Below are 16,652 nucleotides of genomic sequence, written 5' to 3'. Positions count from 1 at the left end.
AGAACAGATGATATCCTGGAGGCCGCGCGGATCCTGTTTATCAGGAGCAGCTTTTAAAAGAACTACATTTGTAAAAAAGCAACAGCCCATTCTATACAGAACAGGCTGTTCTTTTCTTTTTATCCCCACAGTTTTTCCGGATAAACCCCGTCTTCAATCAGCTTTGCAAAAGCAGCTTCCACGGCAGGCTTGTCCTCTTTATAAGTAATTCCAAACCACTTATCCTGGGTTTCCAGCACCTTTACCTTTGCCTCTCCCTTCCGGATCAGCTGATCTACGATCGTAGGCAAAAGGTATTCTTTTTTCAGAGGATCACCGGAATCATCCGCAAGGAATTCCCGGAATCCCTCTTCCAGATACTCAATAAATACAGGTTCACCGGCCCACATATTCATGGAGACCCGTTCCTGCTCGGAAAACCACTTCTGTACCTCCGGATCATCGCAGACCAGACGTCCATCTGCGTCTCTTCCGATCCCTGTCGTCTCTACCACGTGCGTCAGCATATCATTCTCATCTGCTTTGCAGATCCCGCGGGTAACAGTCCCGTTATCACTCAGCGTATTTTTCAGCACAAAGCCGGCCATTCCCATACAGTACCTGGCGCCGCAGTCCTTTTCACGGATCAGGAAATCATGCAGCTTACGGAACGCTTCTTTTCCATAGTAGTCATCCGCATTGATAATGACAAACGGCTCTTTTACCACATCTTTACAGCAGAGAATCGCCTGTCCGGTTCCCCAGGGCTTTACGCGGCCTTCCGGAACCCGGAATCCTTCCGGGATATCGGAAAGTTCCTGGAACACATATTCTACTTCAATCTGTTCCCGGATGCGGTCTCCGATGGCTTCCTTAAACTCCTTTTCAATATCCTTGCGGATAATGAAAACGACTTTATCAAATCCCGCCTCTTTTGCGTCATATATGGAATAATCCATGATGATCTCGCCGTGCTTCCCCATTTTTGCAAGCTGCTTGATCCCGCCGCCATAACGGGAACCGATCCCGGCCGCCATGATAATCAGTGTTGTTTTCATACTATTTTCCTCTCACGATACATTACAGTAATATTGAGGTCAGATGACCCTGGCTGCATTATAAGCCCAGAACATCGGCGATCGCGCCCATCTCCTCCAGTGCTACATCGATCAGGTCATCCAGGCTTAATCCTGTAAATTCAATTGCTTCCATGTAATCCCGGTTTGCGCCCGCCGCAAAACGATGCTCATTGAACCGCTTCATTACAGATTTATGCTTTACGCTCGCGATCTTTTTATCCGGATAAATCTGTGCTACCGCTTTTACAAATCCACTCATCGGATCTGCCGCCAGAACAGCATACTGCAGTTTTGTCTTCGCCTTCACGCCGCTCTTGGGATTGTGGGCGCAGATGGCGTCAAACAGCACCTTATCATCGATCCCTTCCTTTTTCAGGATCTCTACGGATGTCGGTCCGTGGGTGCTCATATCATTACGCCAGTCGCACTGCTCCTCATCCAGATCATGCAGAAGACCAACGATCCCCCAGTATTCCACCTCGTCGGGAGCCAGTCTCTTTGCCAGACCTCGCATGATGGCTTCTACTGCATAGGAATGTGTGATATAATTCTCTCCCTGCATATATTTCATCAGTATCTCATGTGCCTGTTCACGGTTCATTTCCAATGCCTCCTTTGTTCCTTTCGACTGCACCCATTGTAACATAAAAGGAGCAGAAATTCTACAGATAGAATCTCTGCTCCCTGGAATTTTTGGCGTGATTCCTTCAGGTAAGGATTACTCTTCTGGAACTACGATCAGATCTTTTGTAAAGTGGTTCAGAACTTCACATCCATCTTCTGTAATGATTACCAGGTCCTCAATACGAACACCGATATTCTCATCCGGCAGATAGATACCAGGCTCAACAGAGAAGCACTGTCCTACCTGGATGATATCCTCATTTACAGAAGATACATCCCCGAACTCATGGTCTTCCAGACCGATAGAGTGTCCGGTTCTGTGAGTGAAATACTGTCCGTATCCCTTCTCTTCGATGTAATTTCTTGCAGCCAGGTCTACATCACACATACGGTTGCCCGGTTTAGCGGCCTCAATACCGCGTCTGTTGGCTTCGCATACGATATCGTAGATCTCTCTTGCACGGTCGGAAACCTCGCCGATGAATACGGTTCTGGTCATATCAGATGCATAGTTGTCCTTGAATGCTCCGATATCCAGGATAACGCAGTCGCCACGTTTTCCCTTGGAGTCATCTGTTACGTGATGCGGGTCTGCAGCGCCGTGTCCATATGCTGTGATCGGATCAAAGGATACATCCTCGCATCCCAGTTCTTTGTAGATCTCACGCATCTTGGCGTTCAGTTCTTTCTCTGTCAGTCCCTTTACTACCCAGGGAATGATCCGCTCCATAGCGATATCATTGATTCTGGAGGATTCTCTCATCAGTTCCTGCTCTTTTTCATCTTTGACCATACGGATATAGTCAACGATCGGAGAACCGTTTACAAACTTGCTGCCTCCGCCCAGTTCCTGCAGACGGATCAGGAATTTAGACGGCCAGGTTTTGTCGATTCCCATAACCTTATCTTTGTCCACATATCTGCTTAAAATCTCTACGCCGTCCTCAATATCATCATAGTAAATGATATCTACGCCAAGATCCGTCTCCTGCGGGAACAGTTTGTTGATGATCATCTTGTGGTTTCCATTCACATTCAGGTACAGCGCCAGGAGTCTTTCTCCCGGGAAGATCCACTTTCCTGTCAGGTAGGAAATCGCTACCGGGTCGGATACGATCATCTGTGGAACGCCTTTTTCTTCCATTGACTTTAATACTCTTGATACTTTGTTCTGGTCCATTTTTTCCCCAACCTTTCTTAAATAGACGTGGAAAAGCGACCGCTTTCCCTGTCATTTTTTCCAAATTTATTATAGTCTTATCCCCAGAAAATGTCAATTTTTATCCTCCGGTTTCCGGAAACTGCATCCTTTACAGTCCGTACACCCGCCGCAGCCGCAGCCGGGTCCCTGTTCTCTTCTTTTCTTCCATAATCTGCGCGCCGCAAAAAGCAAGGCCGCCACCAGGATCCCTCCCACTATGGCAGTAGAAAAGAGTCCCTCTGCGGCAAGTAGCGCCATCTCATATCTCATACTTACTCCTGTCATTTCATGCGAAAAACCCCGCAGGGAAGCCCGGGCTTTTGCTCCGTTCTTCCGCTGCGGGATCTCTTTTTTATTCTTCTGCTGTTACCAGTTCTTCTGCTTCCGGTTCTTCAGATGCTTCCGCAGCTGCTTCTTCCACAACTGCTTCTTCCACATCCTCTATCACGCCGTCTTCCGGCATGTCTTCCATTTCACCGGTAAGAGACAGTTCCAGTTCTTCTTCCTCTTCCGGAACAATGCCTGTATCCAGTCGGATGTCACGGTATTTGTGCATTCCGGTACCAGCCGGGATGTGCTTACCAATGATGACATTTTCCTTCAGACCTACCAGCGGATCAATCTTTCCTTTGATCGCAGCCTCGGTCAGAACCTTGGTTGTCTCCTGGAAGGACGCGGCAGACAGGAAGGAATTGGTTGCAAGAGATGCCTTGGTGATACCAAGCATGATCTGCTCTCCGGTTGCCGGAGTCTTTCCTTCTTTTTCCATCTCTTCGTTCACGTCCTCAAATACCAGACGGTCTACGTTGGTTCCCGGCAGGAATTCCGTGTCTCCCGCCTCTTCTACGCGGACTTTCTTCAGCATCTGACGCACGATCACCTCGATATGCTTGTCGTTGATATCAACACCCTGGAGACGGTATACACGCTGTACTTCCTGGATCATATAATCCTGTACGGCGCGAAGTCCTTTGATCTTCAGGATATCATGCGGATTAACGCTACCTTCGGTCAGCTCATCGCCGGCCTCAAGCTCTGCGCCGTCCTGGATCTTGATCCTGGATCCGTAGGGGATCAGGTAAGCCTTGGACTCTCCGGTCTCATGATTGGTAACGATGATCTCGCGTCTCTTCTTTGTATCGTTGATCGTTGCGGTTCCTGCAAACTCTGTGATGATCGCAAGTCCCTTCGGCTTTCTGGCCTCAAACAACTCTTCTACACGGGGAAGACCCTGTGTAATATCGTCTCCGGCCACACCACCGGTATGGAAGGTACGCATGGTAAGCTGTGTACCAGGCTCTCCGATGGACTGTGCCGCGATGATGCCGACAGCCTCGCCCACCTGTACCGGCTCGCCGGTAGCCATGTTGGCGCCGTAGCACTTCGCACATACGCCTCTGTGGGAACGGCAGGTAAGGATGGTACGGATCTTAATCTTCTTAAGCGGCTCGCCGTTTTCATCCACACCTTTTTTGATGATCAGTTCGGCGCGCTTCGGTGTAACCATATGGTTGGCTTTTACCAGAACATTTCCGTCGATGTCTTTAATATCCTCGCAGAGGTAACGTCCTGTAATACGCTCCTGCAGGCTTTCGATCTCTTCGTTTCCGTCCATGAATGCTCTCACATACATGCCCGGGATCTCCTGTCCTTCACCCACACAGTCTACATCATGGATGATCAGTTCCTGAGATACGTCTACCAGACGTCTGGTCAGATAACCAGAGTCGGCGGTACGAAGAGCCGTATCAGACAGACCCTTACGTGCGCCATGGGCAGACATGAAATATTCCAGTACGTCCAGACCTTCACGGAAGTTGGACTTGATCGGCAGCTCGATGGTACGTCCGGTTGTATCGGCCATCAGACCACGCATACCGGCAAGCTGTTTGATCTGCTTGTCAGAACCACGGGCTCCGGAATCTGCCATCATATAAATATTATTGTATTTGTCCAGACCGGAAAGCAGGGCCTCTGTCAGTTCGTCGTCGGTAGCCTTCCAGGTCTCTACTACTTCTTTGTAACGCTCTTCCTCTGTAATGAGACCACGCTTAAAGTTCTTGGTGATCTTATCAACAGTATCCTGCGCTTTCTGGATCATCTCCGGCTTCTGCGGCGGAACGGTCATATCAGAAATCGATACGGTCATAGCCGCGCGGGTGGAGAACTTATAACCAATGGATTTCACCGCATCCAGCACTTCTGCGGTAGCGGTAGATCCATGGGTATTGATAACCTTTTCCAGGATCTGCTTCAACTGTTTCTTTCCTACATGGAAATCAATCTCCAGCTTCAGCTCATTTCCTTCCTGCTCTCTGTCAACAAAGCCAAGATCCTGCGGAATGATCTCATTAAACAGGAATCTTCCCAGGGTAGACTCGATGATACCGCTCTTGACTGTACCATCCGGCATCTCCTTGCTTACCCGCACCTTGATCTTAGAGTGCAGGGTAATCGCCTGGTTCTCGTATGCCAGCAGCGCCTCATTCACGCTCTTGAAGGCTTTGCCCTCTCCTTTTGCACCAGGTCTTTCCTGGGTCAGATAATAGATACCAAGTACCATATCCTGAGACGGAACGGCAACCGGTCCTCCATCGGAAGGTTTCAGAAGGTTGTTTGGCGACAGAAGGAGGAACCGGCATTCTGCCTGCGCCTCTACGGACAGCGGAAGATGAACCGCCATCTGGTCACCGTCAAAGTCCGCGTTGTATGCGGTACATACCAGTGGATGCAGCTTAATGGCCTTGCCTTCTACCAGGATCGGCTCAAATGCCTGGATACCCAGTCTGTGCAGTGTAGGCGCACGGTTCAGCATCACAGGATGCTCTTTGATCACGTCTTCCAGAACATCCCATACCTGGGGTTCCAGACGCTCAACCATCTTTTTCGCATTCTTGATGTTATGGGCTGTTCCGTTCTGCACCAGCTCTTTCATAACGAAAGGCTTAAACAGCTCGATCGCCATTTCTTTGGGCAGACCGCACTGATAGATCTTCAGTTCCGGCCCTACTACGATAACGGAACGTCCGGAATAATCCACACGCTTTCCAAGAAGGTTCTGACGGAAACGTCCGGATTTTCCTTTCAGCATGTCTGACAGGGATTTGAGCGCGCGGTTTCCGGGTCCTGTCACCGGACGGCCTCTGCGGCCGTTGTCGATCAGGGCGTCTACCGCCTCCTGCAGCATTCTCTTTTCATTTCTTACGATAATGTCCGGCGCGCCCAGCTCAAGCAGGCGTTTCAGACGATTGTTTCTGTTAATGATCCGGCGGTACAGGTCATTAAGATCGCTGGTGGCAAAACGTCCGCCGTCCAGCTGTACCATCGGACGAAGATCCGGCGGGATGACCGGAATATTGGTAAGGATCATCCACTCCGGCTTGTTTCCGGATTCACGGAATGCTTCTACCACTTCCAGACGCTTCACAATACGTGCGCGCTTCTGTCCTGTGGATCCCTTTAAGCCTTCCTGCAGTTCCTCGTAATCCTTATCCAGGTCGATCGCCTGTAAGAGCTCCTGGATCGCTTCCGCGCCCATGCCGACACGGAAGGTATTTCCCCAGTTCTCTCTTGCCTCCTGATATTCCTGTTCGGACAGAACCTGCTTATACTGAAGGTCGGTCTCTCCCTTATCCAGTACAATATAAGAAGCAAAATACAGTACCTTCTCCAGAGTCCGCGGGGACAGATCCAGGATCAGTCCCATACGGCTGGGGATTCCTTTAAAGTACCAGATGTGAGATACCGGAGCGGCCAGGGCAATATGTCCCATACGCTCACGGCGCACGCTGGATTTGGTAACTTCTACGCCGCAACGGTCGCAGACCACGCCTTTATAGCGGATCTTCTTGTATTTTCCGCAATGGCATTCCCAGTCTTTGCTGGGTCCGAAGATCCTTTCGCAGAACAGGCCGTCTTTTTCCGGCTTCAGCGTTCTGTAGTTGATGGTCTCCGGCTTGGTAACCTCACCTCTGGACCATTCAAGGATCTTTTCAGGCGATGCCAAGCCGATCTTAATTGCATCAAACGTCATTGGCTGATAAGTTTGTTCTTTATTATTTTCTGGCATCCTGGCACTCCTTCCTATTCATCATCTGACAGATCATCATATGCAAAATCATCTGTTTCCTGGAATTCCATCTGGTAGTCGTCCTCTTCCGGCTCCTGATCTACATCCACCAGTTCTTCACCCTGGAATTCCTGCTCTGTATAACCCTGTTCGCCAAGGTTATCCTCCTGACGATATTTCCTGTCTCCTTCGATCAGGGAACGGAAATCGGTTTCACCCATGTCTACCGTCTCCATGATCTCAACCTCTGTGTTGTCATCCCGAAGAACGCGCACATCCAGTCCTAGAGACTGCAGTTCCTTTAAGAGTACCTTGAAGGACTCCGGAATACCGGGCTCCGGAACGTTCTCGCCCTTGATGATCGCCTCGTAGGTCTTCACACGGCCGATCACATCATCGGACTTCACAGTCAGGATCTCCTGCAGAGTATAAGACGCGCCGTATGCTTCCAGCGCCCATACTTCCATCTCTCCGAAACGCTGTCCGCCGAACTGGGCTTTTCCTCCCAGAGGCTGCTGGGTAACCAGAGAGTATGGTCCGGTAGAACGTGCGTGGATCTTGTCGTCTACCAGGTGGTGCAGCTTCAGATAGTGCATGTGTCCGATGGTAACCGGGCTGTCAAAGAACTCGCCGGTCCGTCCGTCACGCAGGCGCACTTTTCCGTCTCTGGAGATCGGAACGCCCTTCCACAGTTTTCTGTGCTCACGGTTGTCAGACAGATACTGGAGCACTTCCGGAAGCAGCTCTTCTTTATGCTTAGCTTCAAACTCTTCCCAGCTTAAGTTTACATAATCATTCGCCAGGTCAAGCGTATCCATAATGTCGTTCTCATCTGCGCCGTCAAATACCGGTGTGGCAATGTTAAAACCAAGAGCCTTGGCAGCCAGAGACAGATGGATCTCCAGCACCTGTCCGATATTCATACGGGACGGTACGCCCAGAGGATTTAACACGATGTCCAGCGGACGTCCGTTTGGCAGGAAGGGCATATCCTCCACAGGAAGGACACGGGAAACGACACCCTTATTACCGTGACGTCCTGCCATCTTATCACCCACAGAGATCTTTCTCTTCTGGGCAATGTAGATGCGGACAGCCTGGTTTACGCCCGGTGACAGTTCATCACCATTTGCTCTGGTAAATACTTTGGCGTCTACTACGATACCGTATTCTCCATGCGGTACTTTCAGAGAAGTATCTCTGACTTCACGTGCCTTTTCACCGAAAATAGCGCGAAGCAGACGCTCTTCTGCTGTCAGTTCGGTCTCTCCCTTCGGGGTTACCTTACCTACAAGGATATCTCCTGCACGCACTTCTGCGCCGATGCGGATGATACCTCTCTCATCCAGGTTCTTCAGCGCGTCATCGCCTACGCCCGGGATATCGCGGGTGATCTCTTCCGGCCCAAGCTTGGTATCGCGGGCCTCCGCCTCATATTCTTCAATGTGTACGGATGTGTAAACATCATCCTGTACCAGTCTTTCACTTAACAGTACCGCGTCCTCGTAGTTATAACCTTCCCAGGTCATAAATCCGATCAGCGGGTTCTTTCCAAGAGCCATCTCGCCGTTAGAGGTAGACGGGCCGTCAGCGATCACTTCGCCGGCCTCAACCCGGTCTCCTTTAAACACAATCGGTCTCTGATTGTAGCAGTTGCTCTGGTTGCTGCGCATAAACTTGGTCAGCTTGTATTTCTTCAGATTGCCGTCATCCTGACGGATGGTGATCTCCGCGGAAGTAGAGCGCTCTACCACACCGCCTTCTTCAGCCACTACGCACACGCCGGAGTCTACTGCAGCTTTTTCTTCCATACCTGTTCCCACGACCGGAGCTTCTGTCATCAGAAGCGGAACAGCCTGGCGCTGCATGTTGGATCCCATCAGCGCACGGTTGGCGTCGTCGTTCTGCAGGAACGGAATCAGAGCTGTCGCAACAGAGAATACCATTTTCGGAGATACGTCCATGTAATCGAACATGCTTCTTTCGTACTCCTGAGTCTCCTCACGGTAACGACCGGATACATTTTTATGCACAAAATGTCCTTCCGCATCCAGAGGCGTATTCGCCTGTGCCACATGGTAATTGTCTTCTTCATCTGCTGTCATGTAAACAACTTCATCGGTTACGCGCGGATTGGACGGATCAGACTTGTCGACCTTGCGGTACGGCGCCTCTACAAATCCGTACTGGTTGATCCTTGCATAGCATGCCAGAGAGTTGATCAGACCGATGTTCGGTCCTTCAGGCGTCTCGATCGGGCACATTCTTCCGTAATGGGAATAATGTACGTCACGCACCTCGAATCCGGCGCGGTCTCTGGAAAGACCTCCCGGTCCCAGGGCGGAGAGACGTCTCTTGTGTGTCAACTCTCCAAGCGGGTTGTTCTGGTCCATAAACTGGGACAGCTGGGAAGATCCGAAGAACTCCTTCACAGCCGCTGTCACCGGTTTGATATTGATCAGGGACTGGGGAGAAATTCCCTCCAGATCCTGTGTGGTCATACGCTCACGTACCACTCTTTCCAGTCTGGACAGACCGATCCGGTACTGATTCTGCAGAAGTTCTCCTACAGAACGGATCCGGCGGTTGCCCAGGTGGTCGATGTCGTCATCATTTCCCAGGCCATACTCCAGATGGATGTTATAGTTAATGGAAGCAAGAATATCTTCCTTTGTAATATGCTTCGGGATCAGATCGTGGATATCTCTGCGGATGGCGCTCTTAAGCTCCTCAACATCCCCTGCCGTCTCCTCCAGGATGCCGGCCAGCACCGGATAGTATACCAGTTCTGTCACGCCCACTTCCTTGGGATCTACGTCCACGATGGAAGTAATGTCCACCATCATATTGGAAAGAACCTTGATATTTCTCTCCTCATCCGGACGCGCGATCCATACATAAGGAACCGCTGCATTCTGGATCTGGTCTGCCAGTTCTCTGGTCACTTTAGTTCCCGCTTCGGCGATCACTTCGCCTGTCAGCGGACTTGCCACATCCTCGGCCAGTACATGGCCGCTGATCCGGTTTCTCAGCATCAGCTTCTTATTAAATTTATATCTTCCTACCTTGGCAAGATCATAACGTCTCGGGTCAAAGAACATGCTGGTGATCAGGCTCTCCGCGCTGTCCACAGCCAGCGGCTCGCCGGGACGGATCTTCTTATACAGTTCCAGAAGCCCTTCCTGATAGTTCGTGGCCGCGTCTTTCTCAAAGCTTGCCAGGATCTTCGGCTCTTCTCCGAACAGCTCGATGATCTCCGGATTGGTCCCGATTCCCAGCGCACGGATCAGCACAGTGATCGGTACCTTTCTTGTTCTATCTACTCGTACATAAAAAACGTCATTGGAATCAGTCTCGTACTCCAGCCATGCGCCGCGGTTCGGGATCACGGTACAGGAAAATAACTTCTTTCCCAGTTTATCGTGCGCGATCGCATAATAGATTCCGGGAGAACGCACAAGCTGGCTGACGATCACTCGCTCAGCCCCATTGATCACAAAGGTACCGGTGCTTGTCATCAGCGGAAGATCTCCCATAAAGATCTCATGCTCATTGATCTCATCCGTTTCTTTATTATGAAGCCTTACTCTTACCTTCAGCGGTGCCGCATATGTTGCATCCCGCTCCTTGCACTCTTCGATCGAGTACTTCACATCATCCTCGCACAAGGTAAAGTCAACAAATTCCAGGCTCAGATGTCCGCTGTAGTCAGCGATCGGAGAAATATCATCAAATACTTCTTTTAAACCTTCATCCAGAAACCACTGGTAGGAATCTTTCTGGACTTCGATCAAATTCGGCATCTGAAGCACTTCTTTTTGTCTGGAATAGCTCATGCGTGAACTCTTTCCGCTTTTGATGGGACGAATTCTGTTTTTCTCCATATTGACGTTTCACTCCTCATTTATTTTTTGTCGGGCTGCGAGCCGCCCATAACAGTTGCAAAAGCTGTGGATTTCTATGGTTTTTGCCCGTGTATACAGGGTTTTATGGCATAAGTTTCCACAATAGCGCATTTTTTACTATAGCACAGGTTGTCAAGAGTTGTCAACGATTTTTCCTGAGAAAACTTTTCTTACGCCGGAGCAAACTGGCTGTTATACAGATTCGCATAAAAGCCGCCCTTTTTCAGAAGTTCTTCATGCGTGCCCTGTTCAATGATATGTCCTTTGTCCATTACCAGGATCACATCCGCCGTCTGGATGGTGGACAGCCGGTGGGCCACAATGAAACTGGTCCTTCCCTTCATCAGCTGCTCAAACGCCCTCTGGATCCGGAGTTCTGTCATGGTATCAATGGACGATGTCGCCTCGTCCAGGATCAGCATCGGCGGCAAGCACAGCATAATGCGGGCAATGCACAGAAGCTGTTTCTGTCCCTGGGACAGGTTCTCCCCGCCTTCCGTGATGACGGTATCATAGCCTTCCGGCAGCCGCATGATAAAGCTGTGGGCATAGGCCTCTTTTGCAGCCGCAATGATCTCTTCTTCCGTAGCGTCCGGTTTTCCGTATGCAATATTCTCCCGGATCGTGGCAGATTTCAGCCAGGTTTCCTGCAGCACCATGCCATAGCTGCTCCGCAGGGATTCCCGGGTCATCTTCCGGATATCACAGCCGTCCACCTGGATGGAGCCGGCATTTACATCATAGAACCGCATCAGCAGATTAATCAGCGTTGTTTTTCCACAGCCTGTAGGGCCGACGATGGCGATCCTTTGTCCCGGCGATACATGCAGGTTCAGATTCCGGATCAGCGGAACCTCCGGCGTATAAGAAAATTCCACGTCATTCAGGCTGATCTCTCCCCGGGGATCCGTAAGCTCCGCAGCGTCCGCCGGTTCCGGCGTCTCCGGCGCCTCCTCCAGAAAGGCAAATACCCGCGCCGCTGAAGCAATGGAATTCTGGAACTCCGTTAGCACACTGGTAATATCGTTAAATGGCTTCGTATACTGATTGGTATAACTTAAGAAACTGGAAAGCTGTCCTACTGTCAGCATACTGCCGATCACGCCAAAGCATCCGGCAATGGTCACGCCTGCGTAGATACAGGAATACATAAACCGGGTGGCCGGATTGGTGATAGAGGAAAAGAACGTCGCTTTCAGGGAATATCCCGAAAGGCGTTCGTTGATCTCCTCAAATTCTCTGATAGCCTCTTCCTGATGGCCAAACGCCTGGACCACTTTAATGCCGCCCAGCATTTCATTGGTAAATCCGGTCAGTTCTCCTCTGGTCTCCGACTGTTTCTTAAACATGGTAAATGATTTTTTCGAAATAAAATTCGCCACCAGGAAAGACATGGGACTTAGCACCACCACTACCAGTGTGATCCAGGGATTGATACTCAGCATAAATCCGATGGTTCCAAGAATGGTAACCGCACTGGTAAAAAACTGGGTAAATCCAAGAAGCAGACCGTCGGAAAACTGATCAATATCCGTTACGATCCGACTCATCAGATCTCCGTAGGGATGGCGGTCCACATATGATAATGGGAGCTCCTGGAGATGCTCAAACGCCCGGGTCCGAAGAGACCGCACCACCCGGTAGGTGATCAGATTGTTTACATGATTCATGATCCACTGCGCCGCAGCCGTAACGGAAATAGAAACTGCGATACTTGTGATCAGGGCAAATAAGGTGTGAAAATTCACCAGGTCTTTTCCGGCAATGGCATCCACCGCCCGTCCGGTCAGGATCGGCACATACAGGGTAAGCGCCACAGTCACTGCCGCAAGCAGGAGGGACAGGATCACCAGATACCAGTATGGACGGATATAACGAAAAATCTTCCGAAGCGTCTGCTGATTTTGCGATTTTACAGATGATGTCTGATCAGGCATTTGCTGACTCCTCCTTTCCTTTCGATGCTGCTTGATCCGCCGGCAGGTCTCCGGCAGACTGGGACGCGCAGATTTCCCGGTAGACCGGGCATGACCCCAGAAGCTCCGTGTGGGTGCCGCATCCGGCCAGTCTTCCGTCTTCCAGCACCAGGATCTTGTCTGCGTTCTGAACCGCCGATACCCGCTGGGAGATCAGAAAGACCGTACTTGCTCCCGTGTCTCTTTTCAGCGCGCTCCGAAGCTTTGCGTCCGTGGCAAAGTCAAGGGCAGATGCGCTGTCGTCCAGGATCAGGATCTTTGGCCTTCCCACCAGCGCTCTTGCAATGGTCAGGCGCTGGCGCTGTCCGCCGGACAGATTGGAGCCTCCCTGCTGGATGGACAGATCCAGCCCCTTTCCCTTTGCATCTACAAACTCTCTGGCCTGGGCCGTATCAAGAGCCCGGTAAATCTCTTCATCCGAAGCATTTCGTTTGCCCCACTGCATATTTTGCCGGAGAGTCCCCGAAAAAAGAGCCGCTTTCTGCGGCACGATGCCGATGCGCCGCCGGATGGACGCAGGATTTAAGTTCTTGATCTCCTGGCCGAACAGCCGGATGGAGCCCTTCCCGATATCATAAAATCTGGGAATAAGATTCGCCAGAGTGGACTTGCCCGAGCCGGTTCCGCCGATGATGCCGATCGTTTCACCCGGCATGGCAGAAAATGTCAGGTCATGGAGCACTTCGCTTTGCGCGCCGGCATACGAGAAGCTGACATGATCAAATTCCACAGCCGGGACTTCCGCTCCTGCAGGCGCCGGCACAGAAAGTTCTTTTCCTTCCGCCGATATGGAGGGCTTCACCTCAAAGATGGTGTTCACACGGGACAGGCTTGCCATGGCCCGGGACAACAGGATGATCAGATTCGCAAGTTTCACCAGCTCCGTCAGGATCTGGGACATATAGTTGATCAGCGCGATCAGCTGGCCCTGGGACAGATCTCCGGCGTCAACCTGATGCCCTCCGTAATACAGAATGGCAATGATCCCCAGGTTAATGATCACATAAGTAAGCGGATTTAAAAGCGCGGAGATTTTTCCCACAAACACCTGTCTCTGATAAAAATCCTTTGTTTCCTCACGGAACCTGTCTTTTTCCGATTCCTGTCTGGAAAAAGCCCGGATCACACGGATTCCCAGCAGATTTTCCCGGGTGCTTAAAAGGATCTTGTCCAGCTGTTTCTGCACTTTTTTATATAACGGCATGCTAAAAAGCAGGATGGCAAACACCACCACAAGAAGCGCCGGGATCGTAACCGCAAAAGGCACGGCCGCCTTCACATCCACAGTAAACGCCATGACCATCGCGCCAATCACCACAAAGGGAGAACGAAGGAAGAGACGCAGAAACATGTTGACTCCGTTCTGCACCTGATTGATGTCCACTGTCATCCGGTTGATCAAAGTAGAAGTTCCGATCGCGTCAATCTCCTGATAGGACAGCCGGTTGATATGGGCGAACAGATCCCGCCGGATCATCTTGCCGGTAGAAATGGCCGATTTGGCCGCAAAATACTGAGCGGTCAGGGAAAAGGAGAATCCCACCACGCCAAGAAGCACCAGAAGCGCGCCCATCTTCCAGAGATACGCCGGCTGATTTCCGGCGACACCTACGTCGATCATCTGCGCGACCACCAGGGGCACAAACAACTCAAAGGTGGCTTCCAGCATTTTAAAAAGCGGCGCCAGCACAGTGATGACGGGATGATATTTTAAATATCCCAACAAGCGTTTCATAAACAAACATTCCTCCAGATAAAAATTAATCATTCTATTTTAACATATCCTTTCCCGGAACGCCATAGGTCTCCTGACGCAAAAACCCCCGCAGGAAATCCCGCGGGGGTCTTCATTACAATCTTACAAAGGACTGCAATTATTTCATGTTAACTTCTGCGCCTTCAGCCTCAAGTTTAGCCTTGATCTCCTCAGCCTCTGCCTTGGATACGCCTTCCTTAACTGTCTTCGGAGCCTCGTCTACGAGAGCCTTAGCTTCCTTCAGTCCAAGACCTGTGATCTCACGAACAACCTTGATAACTTTAACCTTGGATGCTCCAGCGGATACAAGCTCTACATCGAACTCATCCTTCTCTTCTGCTGCTGCAGCTCCGTCTCCGGCTGCTGCTGCAACTACAACGCCTGCTGCTGCAGATACGCCAAACTCTTCTTCACAAGCTTTTACGAGCTCATTTAACTCTAATACAGATAACTCTTTGATAGCATCAATAAATTCTGCTGTTGTCATTTTTGCCATTTTATTTTCCTCCATTTTATTATTTTCATTGAATCTCCCCTGTCTCATGCCCGGGGAACAGCTTTAAGAAGCTTTCTTCAGGCTACTCTGCAGCCGGTGCTTCTTCTGCTGCAGGTGCTTCCTCTGCAGCCGGTGCCTCTTCGGCCGGTGCTTCTTCTGCAGGAGCTGCTTCGCAGTTTTCTGCGCCGCCCTGTTCTGCGATCTGGTTGAGAACGCGTGCCAGATTTGTGATCGGGGACTGCAGGCTTCCAAGCAGCTTGGACAGCAGTTCTTCTCTGGACGGGATCTTGGACAGTTCTGTCAGTCCGTTTACGTCATAGAGAGTTCCTTCAACCACACCTGCTTTTAACTCCAGGGCTTTTGCGTCTTTTGCAAATTTGCACAGGATTCTTGCCGGAGCTGTTGCGTCATCTTTTGAAATAGCGATCGCGCTCGGGCCTTCCAGATGCTCTTCCAGAGCAGCAAAATCTGTTCCTTCAAAAGCTCTCTTCATCATGGTGTTTTTGCAGACCTTGTAGATGATCCCGGCTTCTCTCATCTGCTTACGCAGTTCTGTATCCTGCGCAACAGTCAGTCCGCGGTAGTCTACCAGCACAACGCTTGCCGCATCTTTCACGTCTTCTGCAATAGCCTGTACGATTGGTTGTTTTAATTCCACTTTTGCCACGAATGGTATACCTCCTTGTAAGATTTTTGACTGCTTCTAAGGAAATATAATAAGCCTCTGCGCCATAAGACACAGAGGCATTGTAAATTCATCACTCGAATCTAACTCTCCTCGGCAGGCGTATCTCTACTTACGCTTACGCACCTGCTGTCTTCGGCAGTCTTTATTAAAAATATCACACTCTTTTTCGTATGTCAACTGTTTCTTTCCAGAATCGCGCATTATTTCAGGAATCCGAAACTTCTGATAATATACGGCTCCTTCGCCTTTCCTCCGCAGATGGAGAAGAACGCGATGATCCTGCACACGAACAATACCACCAGGAAGATTCCTGTGATAACCGGTATCACGATCGTCCAGATAAAGACCAGCGTCACGATAGCTGTCAGCGTTGTGATAACCTCAAACTTCAGAGCCTGTCTTACATGAAACATGGCATACTCGGACTTGCTTCCTGCCAGCAGGGCAATAATGATCCCGATGGTTCCGGTCAGATAAGCAACCATCGCGAACACCTTGTTATCAGAAATGTCCTTTGCGTCAAACTGTGCAGTATGATCATAAGGATCCACCGGCTGATAATACTGCTGCTGGTACTGCTGCTGATACTGCTGCTGATACTGCTGTTGATACTGCTGTCCCTGATCCGCGGTCTCGCCTGCGTTTCCTGCAGTATTTCCCGCTGTGTTTGCCGCCTGGTTTGCTGCTGTTTCCATCTTGCTTCCGCATTTTGCGCAGAAAGAAGCGTTATCGTTTACTTCTGCCCCGCAATTCTGACATATTTTCATAATTATTACTCCTTTTCGCAAAAGGAGTACCGGATACCCGATACTCCTCATTTATTATTCTATTATGGATCTGTGACCGATTAAACCAATTTCATCGGGTTGATCTTCACAC

At 50.3% G+C, this 16,652-nt stretch carries 11 protein-coding genes and 1 other annotated feature; all 11 genes read right to left on the bottom strand.

What is annotated here, in order from left to right:
- Positions 1 to 119: 119 nt before the first annotated feature.
- Complete coding sequence (locus H6A13_RS04040) at positions 120 to 1,037, bottom strand: nucleotidyltransferase family protein (protein ID WP_204908342.1); 918 nt, start codon at positions 1,035 to 1,037, stop codon at positions 120 to 122.
- Between the two features lie 58 nt (positions 1,038 to 1,095).
- Positions 1,096 to 1,659 (bottom strand): HD domain-containing protein, encoded by a 564-nt coding sequence (locus H6A13_RS04035; RefSeq protein ID WP_204908341.1) that lies wholly within the window; start codon positions 1,657 to 1,659, stop codon positions 1,096 to 1,098.
- Between the two features lie 117 nt (positions 1,660 to 1,776).
- Positions 1,777 to 2,862: a M24 family metallopeptidase gene (locus H6A13_RS04030; protein WP_204908340.1), complete on the bottom strand. Its 1,086-nt coding sequence runs from the start codon at positions 2,860 to 2,862 to the stop codon at positions 1,777 to 1,779.
- 93 nt (positions 2,863 to 2,955) lie between these two features.
- A complete protein-coding gene (locus tag H6A13_RS04025) occupies positions 2,956 to 3,153 on the bottom strand; it encodes a FeoB-associated Cys-rich membrane protein (protein WP_204908339.1) in 198 nt (65 codons plus the stop codon).
- 82 nt (positions 3,154 to 3,235) lie between these two features.
- Positions 3,236 to 6,952, bottom strand: a complete 3,717-nt coding sequence (gene rpoC, locus H6A13_RS04020; RefSeq protein WP_204908338.1) for a DNA-directed RNA polymerase subunit beta' — start codon at positions 6,950 to 6,952, stop codon at positions 3,236 to 3,238.
- 14 nt (positions 6,953 to 6,966) lie between these two features.
- The gene (gene rpoB, locus H6A13_RS04015) at positions 6,967 to 10,836 is read right to left on the bottom strand and encodes a DNA-directed RNA polymerase subunit beta (protein WP_204908337.1); all 3,870 of its coding nucleotides are present in this window, start codon (positions 10,834 to 10,836) and stop codon (positions 6,967 to 6,969) included.
- 191 nt (positions 10,837 to 11,027) lie between these two features.
- Positions 11,028 to 12,794, bottom strand: coding sequence for an ABC transporter ATP-binding protein (locus tag H6A13_RS04010; RefSeq protein ID WP_204908336.1), 1,767 nt, complete (start codon positions 12,792 to 12,794; stop codon positions 11,028 to 11,030).
- Positions 12,787 to 14,568 (bottom strand): ABC transporter ATP-binding protein, encoded by a 1,782-nt coding sequence (locus H6A13_RS04005; protein ID WP_204908335.1) that lies wholly within the window; start codon positions 14,566 to 14,568, stop codon positions 12,787 to 12,789. Before H6A13_RS04005 ends, H6A13_RS04010 begins: the two co-directional genes overlap by 8 nt.
- A 139-nt stretch (positions 14,569 to 14,707) precedes the next feature.
- Positions 14,708 to 15,076 carry a 50S ribosomal protein L7/L12 gene (gene rplL, locus H6A13_RS04000; protein WP_204908402.1) on the bottom strand — a complete coding sequence of 123 codons (369 nt, stop codon included), beginning with the start codon at positions 15,074 to 15,076 and terminating at the stop codon, positions 14,708 to 14,710.
- A 91-nt stretch (positions 15,077 to 15,167) separates the two neighbouring features.
- Positions 15,168 to 15,752, bottom strand: coding sequence for a 50S ribosomal protein L10 (gene rplJ / locus H6A13_RS03995; RefSeq protein ID WP_204908334.1), 585 nt, complete (start codon positions 15,750 to 15,752; stop codon positions 15,168 to 15,170).
- Positions 15,753 to 15,790: 38 nt separating this feature from the next.
- Positions 15,791 to 15,927 (bottom strand) — a sequence feature (ribosomal protein L10 leader region).
- Positions 15,928 to 15,973: 46 nt separating this feature from the next.
- Complete coding sequence (locus tag H6A13_RS03990; RefSeq protein ID WP_204908333.1) at positions 15,974 to 16,540, bottom strand: zinc-ribbon domain-containing protein; 567 nt, start codon at positions 16,538 to 16,540, stop codon at positions 15,974 to 15,976.
- Between the last annotated feature and the right edge of the window lie 112 nt (positions 16,541 to 16,652).

It is taken from the genome of Mordavella massiliensis (assembly GCF_016902415.1).
Lineage (GTDB): Bacteria > Bacillota > Clostridia > Lachnospirales > Lachnospiraceae > Merdimonas > Merdimonas faecigallinarum.
The sequence above is the reverse complement of the archived record's forward strand: the minus strand, read 5'-3'. Positions and strand labels throughout refer to the sequence as shown.